Consider the following 16102-nt stretch of genomic DNA (forward strand, 5'->3'; position numbering starts at 1 on the left):
AAGTGAAAAACCTGACCGTAATAAACGTTTTTAATCAATCCATTACGGTCAGAATCTAGCTTATGGGGTAGGTGGAGCCGCATTGTCGGCCGATATTTCATCTGAAAAGCTGGGTTTTCCTTGGATCACAGCGATTTCTACACGGCGATTGGCCGCACGGTTATCGGGCGAGTTATTGGGCGCGCGAGGCTGAGTGTCTGCCAACCCTTCCACTTTCATGCGCAAATGGTTAAACCCGGGCACTTTTTCCATTTCTTGCGCCACCGATACCGCACGCTGCGCGGATAAATCCCAGTTGGAACGGTACAGCTCCGATTCCAAAGGTGTGCTGTCCGTGTGGCCTGACACTTTGATTTCACCGGGCACATCTTTCACCAGTTCCGCAATTTGGCGCACCATGGGGCGGAACTTGGGTTGCAAAAAGGCCGAATTTTGTGGAAATGCGCCTTTTTCCCGAATACGGATCACCAGTTGTTGACCCAAGTTTTCAACTTCAACGGCTCCTTCTTCGATTTCACGCTCTAACGCCTGCACAATCATCTTTTGCAACTGTTCCATTTGCTGCTGGCTTTGTTGCTGCTCCAGTTGAGAAGCAACCTGTGCACTGGTGCCTCCCTCCATATCCGACGCAGTGCGTTGTGAGCCGCCCGAGCGGTCCGATTCGCCTTCTTGGAAATTAAGCGTTCGTTGGGTCATGTCGATGGTTTGCTGCATGATCACTTCGATAGGGGTCGGCTCTGGTCGCCCCGGACGGAACTCTTGCGCAATCACACTGGTACCTTTGGGAATGTCTTTAACTTCCAGAACATTTTGTACCCCGAAGGCAAACTTCATCGACCCTGCTATCTGCTTAAACTTCAAAACGTCCATCTCAGAGAAGGACAGCAAAAGCACGAAAAAGCACATCAGCAGTGACATCAGGTCAGCGAACGTCCCCATCCACGGCGGCAGGCCGGGCGGTGGACATTTGCATTCCTCTTCTTCTTGTTGTGCCATCTAGACTCCTTACCCACGGTTCACTGGCGTGAGCGGCCAGTGCTTAATTATCGACATCCACTTCACGTTTGCTCTCGTTGAGGTAGTTTTTCAAAAATCCGTCGATAACACGCGGGTTTTGCCCATCCTGAATGGCCAACAAGCCATCCATAATTAAGCGCCGATTCAGTTTTTCTTGCCCTTTACGCAACGCAAGCTTGTTAGCGATCGGTGTTGCAACCATGTTGGCGAGCATGGCGCCGTACATGGTGGTCAACAAGGCCACGGCCATCGCAGGGCCTATGGCTTTCGGGTCATCCATATTGGAGAGCATCGCCACCAGACCAATCAAGGTCCCGATCATCCCCATTGCCGGCGCAACATCGGCTAACGCCGCATAAAAACTGATCCCGTGGTCGTGACGCTCCTCGGTCAGACTAATGTCTTTTTGCAGGGTGGCTCGCACCACGTCCGCATCGTGTCCATCCACCAGTAAGTCGACCCCTTTTTGCATAAACGAGTTACTGACTTCCATCTCTTCTAACGCCAAAAAGCCGCCTTTACGGGCGGCATCTGCCATTTCAATAATCTTGGCAATCAAGTCTTCCGGATCGTCCGACTTAAACATGAACGCCTTGCCTGCAATCTTAAAGCAAGCAAAAAACTGTCCCATGGTGTATTTGGTCAACACCACGAAAAGACTGCCCCCGATAACAATCAGCACGGACGGCACGTCGAAGTACATGTTCATGGTGCCGCCCAACAGCATGGCCATAATGACGAATGCGAACGAGCCTATAATGCCGATGAGCGTCGCTATATCCACGTCAGTCTCCCTTAGATTACATCGGTTCGTTATTATTTGTTTTTGTTGTCTTTGGTTGTATCGGCAACCAATCCTATAGGTTTAGCGCAAATCCGCAAATACCAACAAGCAGAATGCGTGATTTGCAAAGCAGCGTTTGGGGCACAAAAATCGCCTGATGAATTTGACCCCCTGTCAGCACTGGGTTAACGTCTGCCCCTCCCTCTCTAATTTTATTGCATCATGGCTGTGAAGAAACCAGAAAATATGACCTTTGAGGACACCCTCAAAGAGTTGGATGCGATCGTCGGTGCTTTAGAGACTGGCGACCTCGCCCTTGATACGGCAATGAAGCGCTTTGAGCGCGGTATTGCGCTTGCGCGCCAAGGACAAAAAACCTTAGCAGATGCTGAACAGCGCGTTGAGATTCTGCTCTCTCAAGATGATGACGCGCCACTGACTGAATTTTCTCACGACGACAATGACTGATTCCGTTGTACAGCTCGCGCTGCGGGAGACGCAACACCGCAGCAACCAACAGCTATCGCGTTGGCTAGACACACTCTCGCATCAAGATTTACCGCTTATTAAAGCAATGCGCCACGGCTTACTGCTCGGCGGCAAGCGCGTTCGTCCTTTCTTGACCTATGCTACCGGACAATTGTTTGGCGTGCCCATCACTGATTTGGACACGCCCGCTGTGGCGGTAGAGTGCATTCACGCGTACTCCTTGATCCACGATGATTTGCCCGCCATGGATGATGATAGCCTGCGACGAGGTCAACCGACTTGCCATATCGAGTTTGATGAAGCGACCGCCATTCTCGCCGGGGATGCCTTACAAACCTTGGCGTTTACGGTGTTATCCGAAGGGTCGCTCAATCCAAACGCTGAATCTTACCGTATCGATATGATCAGAACGCTTGCAAACGCCAGTGGCGCCAGTGGAATGTGTCTGGGTCAAGCGCTCGATCTCGCCGCCGAAGGCCAACACGTCGGGTTAGAGGCGTTAAAACAAATCCACCGTAACAAAACGGGGGCATTAATTCGAGGCGCGGTCAGACTGGGGGCTTTTGCCGCTGGCGAGAAAGGGGTGACGCACCTTGATGAGCTGGATACCTTTGCCAACGCCATTGGCCTCGCGTTCCAAGTGCAAGATGACATTTTAGATATCACAAGCGATACCCAAACATTGGGGAAACCGCAGGGATCTGACATGAGCGCGGATAAAAGTACCTACCCTGCGCTACTCGGTTTACAGGGCGCGCAAGAAAAAGCACAGCAACTTTACCAAGAAGCACTACACGCGCTGCATGCGATCCCCTACAATACCGAACAACTGGAAGTTTTTGCCCGATATATCATCGAGCGCAACAACTAGCATTACCAATAAAAGCGCCGAACCACTATGACACTGGATATATCAAAGTACCCTACACTCGCGTTGGCTGATACGCCGGAAGAGTTACGCACCATTCCGCGTGATCACCTTCCTGAACTGTGTGATGAGCTGCGTACCTACTTACTTAATACGGTCAGCCACTCAAGTGGTCATTTTGCGTCTGGACTTGGCACTGTCGAGCTGACTGTCGCACTCCACTATGTCTATAACACTCCTTTTGATCACCTTGTTTGGGATGTCGGTCACCAAGCCTACCCACATAAAATTTTGACGGGTCGGCGCGAAAAAATGCCGACGATTCGCAAAAAGGGCGGATTGCATCCCTTCCCGTGGCGCGAAGAAAGCCCCTACGATGTGTTGTCGGTAGGCCACTCTTCGACGTCAATAAGCGCCGCATTGGGGATGGCCATTTGTGCCGAAAAAGAAGGGAAAAACCGCAAAGTCGTTAGTGTGATTGGAGACGGAGCCATCACCGCGGGGATGGCATTTGAGGCGATGAACCATGCTGGGGACGTGAAACCCGACATGCTGGTGATCCTCAACGACAACGAAATGTCGATTTCAGAGAATGTTGGTGCTCTCAACAATCATCTGGCGCAGCTTCTTTCTGGTAATTTGTATACCACCATCCGAGAAGGGGGCAAAAAAGTCCTGTCGGGCGCGCCACCAATTAAAGAGCTGGTCCGTCGTGCTGAAGAGCACCTCAAGGGGATGGTAGTACCGGGGACCATGTTCGAGGAACTCGGCTTTAACTATATCGGCCCTATCGATGGTCATGACGTGGAAGAGCTGGTTAAAACGCTAAAGAACATGCGTAACCTGAAAGGGCCACAGTTCTTGCACGTGATGACGAAAAAGGGCAAAGGCTACGCGCCTGCGGAAAAAGATCCGATTGGGTATCATGCCGTCCCTAAATTCGATCCAAGCGTGCATACCCTGCCGAAATCAAAGCCAGCCAGCCCGACATTTTCTAATGTCTTTGGTGACTGGTTGTGTGATATGGCCGAGCAGGATGACAAACTGCTCGCCATTACCCCGGCGATGCGTGAAGGCTCTGGTATGGTGCGATTTTCCAAGGCGTACCCTGACAAATACTTCGATGTTGCGATTGCCGAACAACATGCCGTCACCCTAGCGGCAGGTATGGCGATTGGTGAATACAACCCTGTGGTAGCTATCTACTCCACCTTCTTACAGCGTGCGTACGATCAGCTGATCCATGATGTCGCCATTATGAACTTACCGGTGTTGTTCGCGATCGACCGCGGTGGCATCGTGGGCGCCGACGGCCAAACGCACCAAGGGGCATTTGATTTAAGCTACCTAAGATGCATCCCGAATCTAGTGGTGATGACGCCAAGCGATGAGAACGAATGCCGGCAAATGCTCTATACCGGTCATATTCATCAGGGCCCGGCCGCAGTGCGCTACCCGCGCGGGGGAGGCATGGGCGTTGATATTGAGCGCGATATGCATGCACTCCCTATCGGTAAAGGCGTGCAAAAACGCCAAGGTAAGCGCATTGCGCTACTTAACTTTGGTACTCTGTTGCCCGGCGCCCTCGCGGCAGCAGAAGCGCTTGATGCAACCGTGGTAGATATGCGCTTTGCTAAACCTCTGGATACCGATTTAGTGGCAGAAATGGCGAAAACGCATGATTGCCTTGTCACTATTGAAGAAAACGCCACCGCTGGCGGGGCGGGAACCGGTGTGATTGAAAGCTTAATGACGCAAGGTATCATTAAGCCGGTATTGCAAATTGGCTTGCCCGATCGCTTTATTCCACAAGGCACTCAGCAAGAATTGCATGCTGAGCTGCAATTAGATGGTGAGGGGATCGAAGCGCAAGTGCGTACTTACCTCGATAAAATAGGCCTGTCTTTATAAGACGGGACATTTAGACTAAAAAAGCCCGCGATATTAAGCGGGCTTTTTGATCCGTTATTACGCCATCATCTTGGCGATGATGACGATTACTTGGTACCGAAGATTTTATCGCCGGCATCACCTAGGCCAGGTACGATATAGCCTTTGTCATTCAGCTTTTCATCGATAGATGCAGTATAAAGCTCGACATCCGGATGCGCTTTTTTCAAAGCTTCAATACCCTCTGGGGCAGAGACTAACACCAACACTTTGATATGTTGACAGCCTTGCTCTTTGAGCAAATCGATAGTGGCAATCATAGAACCACCCGTTGCCAGCATAGGATCGACCACCAGCGCCATACGCTCGTCGATATTGCTCGCCAACTTGTGGAAATACGGTACAGGCTCTAGCGTTTCTTCATCACGGTAAATGCCGACCACACTGATACGGGCACTTGGCACATGCTCCAGCACACCGTCCATCATACCGAGCCCTGCACGCAAAATAGGCACCACGGTGACTTTTTTGCCTTTGATTTGATCAACGCTGACTGGACCGTCCCAACCTTCGATGGTCACTTTTTCTGTTTCGAAGTCTGAAGTGGCTTCGTATGTCAGTAGGCTACCCACTTCAGTGGCAAGCTCACGAAATCGCTTAGTGCTAATATCCCGCTCACGCATCAATCCAATTTTATGCTTCACTAACGGGTGCCCGACTTCCACGACCTTCATCTTAGACTCCTTACAAAAAACAAATTCTCGGTAGTATACACGAAAGGGTTTTGCTAGCGTAGATCAAAGGCTTGACATCTCGCCTATTTCCTCACCAAACAGCTGACGCAAACGTTTTCCTTTCTAATTATCTACTGATAGAATAGCGCCGACTTTTGACTTCCAACTCCGGCGAGGAATTGCAGTGAGCGGTAAACAATCATCTCTTAGCTACAAGGATGCAGGTGTCGATATTGATGCGGGTAACGCCCTAGTCGACCGTATCAAAGGCGTCGTCAAACAAACTCACCGTCCTGAAGTAATGGGCGGCTTGGGCGGGTTTGGTGCCCTGTGTCAGTTACCGACCAAGTATAAAGAACCCGTGCTGGTGTCCGGCACTGATGGGGTAGGAACCAAATTACGTTTAGCGCTTGATGCCAATAAGCACGATACGATCGGCATTGATTTGGTCGCCATGTGTGTGAACGATCTGATTGTTCAAGGGGCTGAACCACTCTTTTTCCTCGACTACTACGCGACCGGAAAATTAGACGTCGAGACAGCGGCCGATGTGGTCACAGGGATTGCTCATGGATGCCAACAAGCCGGTTGTGCCCTGATCGGTGGCGAAACCGCTGAAATGCCGGGCATGTACTCAGGGGATGATTATGATGTCGCTGGGTTTTGTGTCGGGGTCGCGGAAAAATCCGCATTAATTGATGGCAGTAAGGTCGGTGAAGGCGATGCTTTGATTGGTCTGGCTTCTAGCGGTCCTCACTCAAACGGCTACTCTCTGATCCGCAAGATCTTGGAAGTCAGCGAGGCTGATTTAACCATGCCACTCGAAGGCAAACCTTTGATTGAGCACTTGCTGGCACCGACCCGTATCTACGTAAAGTCAGTACTCACTTTACTTGAGCAATACCCTGCTCATGCCATTTCTCATATTACCGGTGGTGGCTTCTGGGAAAACATTCCCCGCGTATTGCCTCAAGGTACAAAAGCCGTTATTGATGGAAATAGCTGGCAATGGCCAGCCATCTTTAACTGGTTGCAGGCACAAGGCAATGTCAGTGACTATGAAATGCTGCGCACCTTTAACTGTGGCGTCGGCTTAGTCATCGCGCTACCGCAAGCACATGCCGACCAAGCGATCGCACTGCTCAATGAGTCAGGGGAAACCGCTTGGCAGTTGGGCCATATTGCAACAAGTGCTGACGGCGAAGCGCAAGTGGAGTTGGTGTAATGACAAAACGCATCGTGGTGTTGATCTCAGGAAGTGGCAGTAATCTTCAGGCTTTAATCGATAAGTGCCCGCAAAACGCAAAGATTGTCGGCGTGATTGCAAACAAGCCAGATGCCTACGGCCTAACCCGCGCGGATAATGCTGGAATCGAGACTCGCGTGCTCGAAAACTCGCGCTATGACACTCGCGACGCTTACGATCATGCGTTGGCAACCGCCATTGATGCGTTCGCTCCTGACTTGGTCGTTCTCGCCGGCTTTATGCGTATACTCACCCCAGCCTTTGTCGAGCACTACCAAGGACGGATGCTGAATATTCATCCGTCCTTGCTCCCCAAATACACGGGCTTACATACCCACCAGCGCGCGATTGATGCGGGTGATACCGAGCATGGCACCTCAGTGCATTTTGTCACAGAAGAATTGGATGGTGGCCCGGTGATTTTACAAGCACGTGTCCCCATTTTTTCAGAAGACGACGCCAATACCGTTGCAGCACGGGTGCAACAACAAGAGCACCAGATTTATCCTTTGGTTGTTCGCTGGTTTGTCGAAGAGCGCTTACGCATGGAAGCTGGCCAAGCTTGGCTTGACGGTACGCCTTTGGGCCCTGCTGGCTATGCCGCTGATGACGATGACGACCTAAAAGCCTAGTGTGATTCGCCCTGATCAAAAAAGGCGCCTGATGGCGCCTTTTCTATGCTGGCAAGACCGCAATCAGGTCGTTGTATACTGATCTTGATTGGTGCAATACACTTCACCAAAATGGAAGACGCAGTACTCTCCTTCTGCCATTTTGTGCCAGTTTTCATTATTGGTTAGCGGCTGGGTCGCGATCACAGTGACGACATCATTGGGCGTAGTCTCCTCATGAAAATCAACCGTCATTTCCTGATCGATCAAGCTCGCTTTACCAAACGGGGCCCGCCGCGTAATCCAGTGCAAGTTATTACTGCAATACGCCATCACATAGTCACCATCGCTAAACAGCATGTTGTACACTCCAAGTGCACGTAACCGATCGCAGCGCGAGGCGATAAAGTCGAACACCTCACACATGTTATCGGGTTGCTGTGGGTAGTGCTTGTATAGCTCATTAAGCAGCCAACAGAAGGCTTTTTCACTGTCGGTTTCTCCCACAGGCTTAAAGTGGCCCGTTTCTAAGCTTTCAAACCCAGATAGCTGACCATTATGGGCAAACGTCCAATAACGTCCCCAAATTTCGCGAGTAAAAGGATGCGTGTTTTCAAGGCTGACGCCACCTCGATTAGCCTGACGAATATGACTGACTACCGCACAGCTTTTGATCGGATAACTGGTTACCAACTCAGCCACTTTAGATTGGCAGCTTGGGGCGGGATCTTTAAAGGTGCGAAACCCTTTCCCTTCGTAAAAGGTAATGCCCCAGCCATCTCGATGCGGCCCTGTTTTTCCGCCGCGCTGAATAAGCCCAGTAAAACTAAAACAGATATCCGTCGGCACATTGGCACTCATGCCAAGCAGTTCACACATTCTTTCATCTACCTCCGAGCATTAGGCCGCCATTTCCTTTTCCACCAGCTGGATAAGAATATGGATAATCTTAATATGGACTTCTTGAATACGATCCGCATAGCCAAAATGAGGGACACGAATTTCGATATCCGCAAGACCAGCCATTTTGCCGCCGTCTTTCCCAGTCAGCATGATGGACTTCATGCCTTTCGCTTTCGCCGCATCGATCGCGTTAAGAATGTTGCCTGAGTTTCCTGAGGTAGACAGACCAAAGAGGACGTCGCCTTTCATGCCGACGGCTTCAACATAGCGTGAAAAAACAAACTCATAACCAAAGTCGTTGGAAACACAAGAAAGGTGGCTTGGATCAGAAATCGCAATCGCAGGATACCCCGGACGGTTTTCACGATAACGGCCCGTTAACTCCTCGGCAAAATGCATGGCATCACAGTGCGAGCCACCGTTCCCACACGAAAGCACCTTGCCACCCGCTTTGAAGCTATCGGCCAATAGCTTGGCAGCTTCTTCAATTTGTTGAATGTTTTTGTCGTCACTTAAAAAGGCATTCAAAACGGTAGCTGCTTCCGACAGCTCACCGCGAATAATATCTTGGTACATGGCATGTTCCCATCGTTGAAAAAGGCCAGGCTCTCACTCTGTGCACCGGGGGTGAGAGCGGATTTAAGGTCAGTGTAACCGTATCGTTTTGTGCCTGTCGACTGCCGCTTGCGTGTTGGTCTCGAGCTAGGTCACGTTTGTTCAAATGGCAACCTATCTTTCCAACTTTGGCGGAGAATGATTGATGATTTTCTCACCTTGCAAGCCACATCACACCGTACCAATTTACAAATATTTAAATTTTTGCTTACATTAAGTGGTACGACCTCTTACCTCAATTGAGGAGAGGCTAACTAAATCGAAGGAGATGACGTGATGGCGACAGGGTTATTTATCGCTGCCATGCTGATTGTGGCAGGCGTACTCGCATACCATCGTGCCAATTTGCTGGTTTCAACAGCTGTATTGGCTGCGGGACTAGTAGTAGGGACTTTACTGGGGAGTGTTGGACAGATCACTTGGCTGATATTTGCCGTAATCGCACTGCCACTAAATATCGCGACATTCCGTCGCAACTGGATCAGTAAACCAGCGTTTAAAGCGTTTAAATCTGTGATGCCAGAAATGTCAGCCACAGAAAAAGAAGCCATCGACGCAGGTACAGTATGGTGGGAAGCAGATCTTTTCCGTGGTACGCCTGACTGGAACAAATTGCATGATATCCCAGCACCACGTTTAAGTGCCGAGGAGCAGGCGTTCCTGGATGGCCCTGTGAATGAAGTCTGCCGTATGGTTGATGACTATCAAGTCACCCACGAGCTGGCAGATTTACCACCTGAGGTATGGCAATACCTGAAGGACAACAAGTTCTTCGCCATGATCATCAAAAAACAATATGGTGGCCTCGAGTTCTCCGCTTACGCCCAGTCTTTGGTGTTACAAAAACTGTCTGGCGTGTCAGGCGTACTGTCATCTACGGTCGGGGTCCCTAACTCTCTCGGTCCGGGTGAGCTATTGCAGCACTATGGTACCGAAGAGCAAAAAGACCACTACTTACCGCGCCTTGCCGAGGGTAAAGAAATTCCATGCTTTGCCTTAACCAGCCCAGAGGCTGGCTCCGATGCGGGCTCGATCCCTGACTACGGAGTTGTCACAAAAGGGATGTGGGAAGGCAAAGAAGTGCTGGGGATGAAAATCACCTGGAACAAACGCTACATCACCCTAGCCCCTGTCGCTACCGTACTCGGTCTCGCGTTTAAACTTCGCGATCCTGACCATCTACTTGGCGATCAAGATGAACTTGGTATTACCTGTGCACTGATCCCGACCGATTTAGAAGGTGTCGATATCGGCCGTCGTCACTTCCCTCTCAACGTTCCATTCCAAAATGGTCCGACACAGGGTAATGACGTCTTCGTTCCAATGGACTTTATTATTGGCGGCCAGAAAATGGCGGGCCAAGGTTGGCGTATGCTAATGGAGTGCCTGTCGATTGGTCGTGGTATCACCCTACCATCGAACACCACCGGCGGCTTGAAGTCAGCAGCATTGGCAACCGGTGCTTATGCGCGTATTCGTCGTCAGTTCAAATTGCCGATCGGTAAAATGGAAGGTATTGAAGAGCCTCTAGCACGTATCGCAGGCAATGCTTACGTAATGGACGCCGCCAGTGCCCTGACCGTGACTGGGATTGACTTGGGAGAAAAACCGTCGGTGATCTCCGCCATCGTCAAATATCACTGTACGCATCGTAGTCAACAAGGTGTGATTGATGCGATGGATGTTGTGGGCGGTAAAGGTATCTGCCTTGGTCCTAAAAACTTCTTGGGACGCAACTATCAAGGCTCTCCCATCGCCATAACCGTTGAAGGCGCGAACATTTTGACGCGTTCGATGATCATCTTCGGTCAGGGGGCGATCCGCTGCCATCCGTTCGTACTGGATGAAATTCGTGCCAGCGAAGACACCGATTCGCAACGTGCGTTAAGTGCCTTTGATCGCGCACTGTTTGGTCACGTTGGCTTTGTGATGAGTAACCTTGCTCGCACATTGTGGCTGGGCCTGACCGATGGACGCTTCTCGAAAACACCACGTAAAGATGAAACACGACGTTATTACCAGCAAATGAACCGCTACAGTGCGGCATTAGCGCTGCTGGCTGACGTTTCAATGGCGGTTCTCGGGGGTAATTTGAAGCGTAAAGAGCGTCTGTCTGCGCGTCTGGGTGATGTGCTTAGTCAGCTTTATCTTGCCTCTGCAACCATGAAACGTTACGCCGATGAGGGCTATCAGAAAGACGATCTGCCATTGGTTCATTGGGGTATGCAAGATGCCATGTACCAAACTGAGCAAGCGCTGGATGAGTTCCTTGCCAACTTCCCAAATCGTATGATTGCAGGATTGGTACGTGCCCTCGTGTTCCCATTAGGTAAAGGTCGCCGCAAACCAAGTGATCGCTTAGACGGTAAGCTTGCAGTAATTTTGCAATCGCCAAGTGCAACACGTGATCGCATTGGCCGTGGACAATTCTTCGAGCCTGGTAACGCCATTGGGAATATCGAAAAAGCGCTTCACGACATTCTCACTGCAGAGCCGATCCACAAAAAAGTTTGTGACGGTATTGGCGAGAAACTGCCATTTATGTTCTTAGACCAAGTGGCACAGAAAGGTCTGGATGCGGGCGTGATCAGCGAACAAGAAGCACAGCTACTCCGTGACGCCGAAGTGGGTCGACTAGAAACCATCAATGTTGATGACTTCGATCCTGCAGAGCTTCCTGCTGCATCAACCAAAGTGGGAAAGATGCATGATGCAGCTTAATGATTCGCGTTAAGCTGCCCAACCAAACCAAAAAGAGAAGGCAATTGCCTTCTCTTTTTTTATTCTTTACTTCTCTTTTTTATTCTTTATCCGGTTTATCCATGTCCAACTCATCGCCCATCTCTTCACGCGCACCTTCATCGGGTGGCGGCGCTTCCAATTCTTGAGCCGCTTCAGCGAGCTTACGGGCTTTGCGCTTTTTCAACACAAACCAAACCGCTGCGCCGAGCAAAAGAATCAATAGATTCCCTACACCGATAATCAGTAACGATGTCGTGCGTGCCTTTTCCTTCTCTCGCTCACGACGCCGCTCTTCCGCTGCCGCTTGCAATTCGCGCTCTCGCGCCAACCGCTCGGCTTCTGCTTGTTCAAGCGCCTCATAATCGGTCACTGCAAACGTCTGCTCAGGTAAACTAAAAACCAGCGGTCGGCCTGACAATAAATCCGTCGCATAAAGCATACTACTCCATTTGTACTGGCCCGGCGTGGATGCATACGGGATGTCCAGTGTCATCGTCATGGATTTATCATCGTTCGATGTTTGGTAAACTGTGGTCTTCCCTTCCGTGTCGATAAATTTAGCATGCACCGATATGCTACCCGGCTCAATACTGGCTTCCTCGGCCTGAATAACCAGCTTGTGTGGCTCATCATCAATTTGGCTTTGTTTAAACGTCGCCATCAATGGCGTCGGGTACACCAGCACTTCTTGCTCTAAGGTGCGGAAAAAAATGCCATTGCCTGACGTCACACGCGCTCGGTATTTACCGGGCATCACATTCACCGGCAGTGCGACGGTGAAGATGCCATCATTGGGCTTTTCATCTAACCCCGTCCCGTCGTCACTAAAATGCCCGAGTGAGCGAGGCTGAGGGCGCTGATCAGGGTTGAGCGATTCAGGATCTTCGACGTACTCGGTAAAGGTGACATTCAAATCAACGCGCTCGATGAAATCGCGCAGGATGAGAGGCTCATCGCCAAGTTTTAATCGCGCCGTGAACTTCACCGTTTCCCCCTGATATAAACGTGGAGGAAGATCATCAACCTGCATACGCAGATCGCTTAGCACTTTTACTTTGTTATCAGGGCTAACTCGGCCAATCGCTTGCCACGGACCGGGCATGGGATCAGTGATAGAAACGATATCCATGTCCGATTCTTGGTGCCAAGAAACTTTATCTGGGTGTCGCCATGCGTAGTACTTAGTGCCGTCGGGGCGCACAAGGACCACAGGGACACTGGGATCTTCTCGGTAAATCACGAACGCGGCACGCTCAATGGTAGGATCAACCCGAAAGCGGTTTTCCAGCAGACGTATTTCTTGCTCACTGGCTTGCGCCAATAATGGGATACAAAGACAGGCAGTCCACCACCGCTTTTTCATGTGCTCTCCTACTGTCGCCAAAGACAGCTACCATTTTGCTCAATAAAATCTAAACGCGCTTCGTGTGCACTTAGTTCATCGGCGGATGCGGGGATAATCTTTAGCGGTTTCTGACGTTTGACCGAACGCGGCGCCATTGGGCTCGCATTGTCCGTATCGGTTCCCGCGTTAAAAGACAGGCTGGTTTGCCCGCCCGTCATCAGTAAGTAAACGTCGGCTAAGATCTCGGCATCAAGTAATGCCCCGTGCAACGTGCGGCGAGAATTATCAATACCATAGCGCTCACATAAAATATCTAAGTTATTGCGCTTACCCGGGAAGATTTTCTTCGCCATGGCAAGGGTATCTGTAATCGAACAGATCTCACTCGTCTTTAACGCCACTCCCAGATTTTTAAACTCGTAGTCCATGAAGCCGACGTCAAAGGGCGCATTGTGGGCAATTAACTCCGCCCCTTCGACAAAGGACACAAATGCCTGATGCACATCGGCGTATGTCGGTTTGTCGGCGAGAAAAGCATCCGTGATACCGTGTACTTCAATAGCTTCAGGATCAATCGCACGTGTCGGTTTAATGTAGGCATGAAAGTGCCGACCGGTTAGCTTACGATTGATAATTTCAACCGCGCCGATTTCGATAATGTTGTGTCCCTGGTAATGAGGGCCACCTTCGCGGTTCATACCTGTGGTTTCGGTATCAAGAACAACAAGGCGATCGTAATTCGCTTTCATGGCAATACTTATGTCAAACTTGGCAGATTCTAATTCCCGATAGTACCAAAGATGACCAAGCAGGTAGAAATTTTCACAGACGGTTCATGCCTCGGTAACCCAGGTCCCGGTGGTTACGGTGTGGTGATGCGTTATAAACAGCACGAAAAAACCTTGAGCGCCGGTTATACCCTCACAACGAATAACCGTATGGAGCTCATGGCGGCTATCGTCGGACTGAACGCCCTTACCGCGTCATGCGAGGTCGTGCTTACCACAGACAGCCAATACGTGCGCCAAGGGATCACACAATGGATCCATAATTGGAAAAAACGTCAGTGGAAAACTGCAGATAAAAAGCCAGTGAAAAACGCTGATTTATGGCAGCAACTCGATGCTGCAGCCGCCAAGCATACGGTGACGTGGAATTGGGTAAAAGGCCACGCTGGCCACCCTGAAAACGAACGTTGTGATGAATTAGCCCGAGAGGCGGCCAATCACCCTACTCTGGTTGATGAAGGGTATCAGCCGCAATAAGCAGGTTTTTATCCACCGTTTGGCACCACCCCACCTAAAGGCGCAACGGCTTTTTTCAGTTTCCAGCGTGGTTTGATGGGCTTTAACGGATAGCTGCGTTTACGGGCGATAATAAAGTAGACGCAGCCGACAAAGGGCGTGAATTCAGCAAAGCTGCTTTCTACCCAAGCGTGTCTCGCCTTGGGCTGTTTCGTTGGCCACAAACCAAAGTGCGTTGCAGTGGTCACCTCATAATTCATCACACTTAGCCAATCGCGGATCCTCAGTGGAGAAAACATACGTCCACTCCATGGCAGTCGCTGTCCGCGTCCCCGCAATACGCGCTTGATTCCCATCACGCTGGTCGGGTTGACGCCGGATAAAATAAGATATCCATCGTCAATCATCACGCGATCCACCTCACGCAGCAGCCGGTGAGGGTCATCGCTATAGTCGAGCTGATGAGCCAGTAAGCACGCATCAAACGATTTTTCGATGAAAGGAAGCGCATAATGGTCTGCGGTTAAGTTGCGCATTGGATTACGTTTATCCACACAGACTTGGTGTTGAATGTTACACTGTTGGCTGACCAGTTCGCAGCTTAGCCCGCCGAGCTTCAATAAATGGTAGCCAAACAGGTTAGGCAAGCATTCATCTAAACGCGTTTGTAACTGCGCTCGTGTCCAATCCCCATACGCAACTTGGTCCCACGTATAGGGGTAATCATAGTGATAATCGATGCGCGCTGGTTTCATGGTCAAGGCTCATTCTATTGCTGGAGAACCCAATGCTCAGTGTCAAAAGCATACCTGCATTTAACGATAATTACATATGGCTCATTATTAGTGAAGATAACCGTTGTGCGGTGGTCGATCCGGGTGAAGCACATCAAGTTATCGACTACATTCAGGCACATGAGTTGACCTTATCCTGCATTTTAATCACACACCATCACTGGGATCACACCAATGGCATTGAAGATTTAGTACGCTTTGCGCCAAGTGCTGCGGTGATAGGTCCCGATGTAAAGCCTATCCCTCGACTTACGATGGCAGTGAAAGACGGTGACCAGATCGATGTATTTGATCACCGTTTTCTGGTGGTGGGCGTAGAAGGCCATACCGAGGATCATATCGCGTTTGTCGGCGATGGTAAGCTATTCTGCGGCGATGCTCTATTTTCAGCAGGATGCGGCCGCTTACTCGGAGGCACCGCAGAACAAGCCGTTAACTCATTGAAAAAGCTTGCATCCTTACCCATCGAAACTCAGGTTTTTTGTGCGCATGAATACACGGCGGCCAACGTCGCTTTCGCATTAACCGTTGAACCGGAAAATGATGCGCTACATTTGTATAGAGAAGAAGTAAATAGGTTGCGTGCGCAGCAAAAACAGACTCTACCGAGTACCATTGAGCGCGAACGGCGCATAAACCCATTTTTACGAACGAGCGAACCGACTGTGATTCAAGCGGTGAGTGGCCGAGCCACTGATGACAGTGAGCTAGAAGTATTCAGGGCTCTGCGGCAGTGGAAGGACGAATTTTGAGCTGAGTCTCTTGTCATCAATAGAGCCAGCCCCTATTATCATCGGCTATTTTGGACGAAGGTTTTATG

General features: G+C 50.4%; 16 protein-coding genes. 8 read left to right on the plus strand and 8 right to left on the minus strand.

Annotated elements, in window-relative coordinates; all coding sequences use genetic code 11:
• Positions 1-60 precede the first annotated feature (60 nt).
• Positions 61-996: a flagellar motor protein MotB gene (locus E8E00_RS09970; protein WP_096631116.1), complete on the minus strand. Its 936-nt coding sequence runs from the start codon at positions 994-996 to the stop codon at positions 61-63.
• A gap of 43 nt (positions 997-1039) precedes the next feature.
• Positions 1040-1801 (minus strand): flagellar motor protein PomA, encoded by a 762-nt coding sequence (pomA, locus tag E8E00_RS09975; protein WP_096631114.1) that lies wholly within the window; start codon positions 1799-1801, stop codon positions 1040-1042.
• 222 nt (positions 1802-2023) lie between these two features.
• Here pomA and xseB point away from each other — a divergent pair, with 222 nt between their 5' ends.
• From xseB to dxs, 3 genes are read left to right on the plus strand one after another with little or no spacing between them, the layout of a single operon-like run.
• Positions 2024-2269 carry an exodeoxyribonuclease VII small subunit gene (gene xseB, locus E8E00_RS09980; protein ID WP_069587455.1) on the plus strand — a complete coding sequence of 82 codons (246 nt, stop codon included), beginning with the start codon at positions 2024-2026 and terminating at the stop codon, positions 2267-2269.
• Positions 2262-3161: a (2E,6E)-farnesyl diphosphate synthase gene (ispA, locus tag E8E00_RS09985; RefSeq protein WP_069587456.1), complete on the plus strand. Its 900-nt coding sequence runs from the start codon at positions 2262-2264 to the stop codon at positions 3159-3161. Before xseB ends, ispA begins: the two co-directional genes overlap by 8 nt.
• A 27-nt stretch (positions 3162-3188) precedes the next feature.
• Complete coding sequence (gene dxs, locus E8E00_RS09990) at positions 3189-5069, plus strand: 1-deoxy-D-xylulose-5-phosphate synthase (protein WP_096631112.1); 1881 nt, start codon at positions 3189-3191, stop codon at positions 5067-5069.
• Between the two features lie 86 nt (positions 5070-5155).
• Here the strand turns inward: dxs and upp are convergent, their stop codons facing one another.
• Positions 5156-5782: a uracil phosphoribosyltransferase gene (upp, locus tag E8E00_RS09995; RefSeq protein WP_096631109.1), complete on the minus strand. Its 627-nt coding sequence runs from the start codon at positions 5780-5782 to the stop codon at positions 5156-5158.
• Positions 5783-5966: 184 nt separating this feature from the next.
• Here upp and purM point away from each other — a divergent pair, with 184 nt between their 5' ends.
• On the plus strand, positions 5967-7007 hold the full coding sequence (purM, locus tag E8E00_RS10000) for a phosphoribosylformylglycinamidine cyclo-ligase (protein ID WP_096631107.1): 1041 nt from the start codon (positions 5967-5969) through the stop codon (positions 7005-7007).
• The gene (purN, locus tag E8E00_RS10005; RefSeq protein ID WP_096631105.1) at positions 7007-7660 is read left to right on the plus strand and encodes a phosphoribosylglycinamide formyltransferase; all 654 of its coding nucleotides are present in this window, start codon (positions 7007-7009) and stop codon (positions 7658-7660) included. The genes purM and purN overlap by 1 nt, the downstream gene beginning before the upstream one ends.
• A gap of 63 nt (positions 7661-7723) precedes the next feature.
• Here the strand turns inward: purN and E8E00_RS10010 are convergent, their stop codons facing one another.
• Both E8E00_RS10010 and lpcA read right to left on the minus strand, forming a co-directional pair.
• Complete coding sequence (locus tag E8E00_RS10010) at positions 7724-8518, minus strand: class II glutamine amidotransferase (RefSeq protein WP_069587461.1); 795 nt, start codon at positions 8516-8518, stop codon at positions 7724-7726.
• A gap of 21 nt (positions 8519-8539) precedes the next feature.
• The gene (gene lpcA / locus E8E00_RS10015; protein WP_069587462.1) at positions 8540-9118 is read right to left on the minus strand and encodes a D-sedoheptulose 7-phosphate isomerase; all 579 of its coding nucleotides are present in this window, start codon (positions 9116-9118) and stop codon (positions 8540-8542) included.
• A 315-nt stretch (positions 9119-9433) separates the two neighbouring features.
• Between lpcA and fadE the strand changes: the two genes are divergently transcribed.
• Complete coding sequence (gene fadE, locus E8E00_RS10020; protein ID WP_077640483.1) at positions 9434-11878, plus strand: acyl-CoA dehydrogenase FadE; 2445 nt, start codon at positions 9434-9436, stop codon at positions 11876-11878.
• 79 nt (positions 11879-11957) lie between these two features.
• On the opposite strand, the gene E8E00_RS10025 is transcribed toward fadE, so the two are convergent.
• Positions 11958-13262, minus strand: a complete 1305-nt coding sequence (locus E8E00_RS10025) for a TIGR03503 family protein (protein WP_077640482.1) — start codon at positions 13260-13262, stop codon at positions 11958-11960.
• A gap of 8 nt (positions 13263-13270) precedes the next feature.
• Complete coding sequence (gene dnaQ, locus E8E00_RS10030; protein WP_096631103.1) at positions 13271-13993, minus strand: DNA polymerase III subunit epsilon; 723 nt, start codon at positions 13991-13993, stop codon at positions 13271-13273.
• Positions 13994-14044: 51 nt separating this feature from the next.
• Here dnaQ and rnhA point away from each other — a divergent pair, with 51 nt between their 5' ends.
• Complete coding sequence (rnhA, locus tag E8E00_RS10035; protein ID WP_069587466.1) at positions 14045-14509, plus strand: ribonuclease HI; 465 nt, start codon at positions 14045-14047, stop codon at positions 14507-14509.
• A gap of 8 nt (positions 14510-14517) precedes the next feature.
• Here the strand turns inward: rnhA and E8E00_RS10040 are convergent, their stop codons facing one another.
• A complete protein-coding gene (locus E8E00_RS10040) occupies positions 14518-15243 on the minus strand; it encodes a methyltransferase domain-containing protein (protein WP_069587467.1) in 726 nt (241 codons plus the stop codon).
• A gap of 32 nt (positions 15244-15275) precedes the next feature.
• Between E8E00_RS10040 and gloB the strand changes: the two genes are divergently transcribed.
• Positions 15276-16034 (plus strand): hydroxyacylglutathione hydrolase, encoded by a 759-nt coding sequence (gloB, locus tag E8E00_RS10045; protein WP_069587468.1) that lies wholly within the window; start codon positions 15276-15278, stop codon positions 16032-16034.
• The last annotated feature ends 68 nt before the right edge of the window (positions 16035-16102 follow it).

This window comes from Salinivibrio sp. YCSC6 (assembly GCF_004916735.1).
Taxonomy (GTDB): Bacteria; Pseudomonadota; Gammaproteobacteria; order Enterobacterales; family Vibrionaceae; genus Salinivibrio; species Salinivibrio proteolyticus.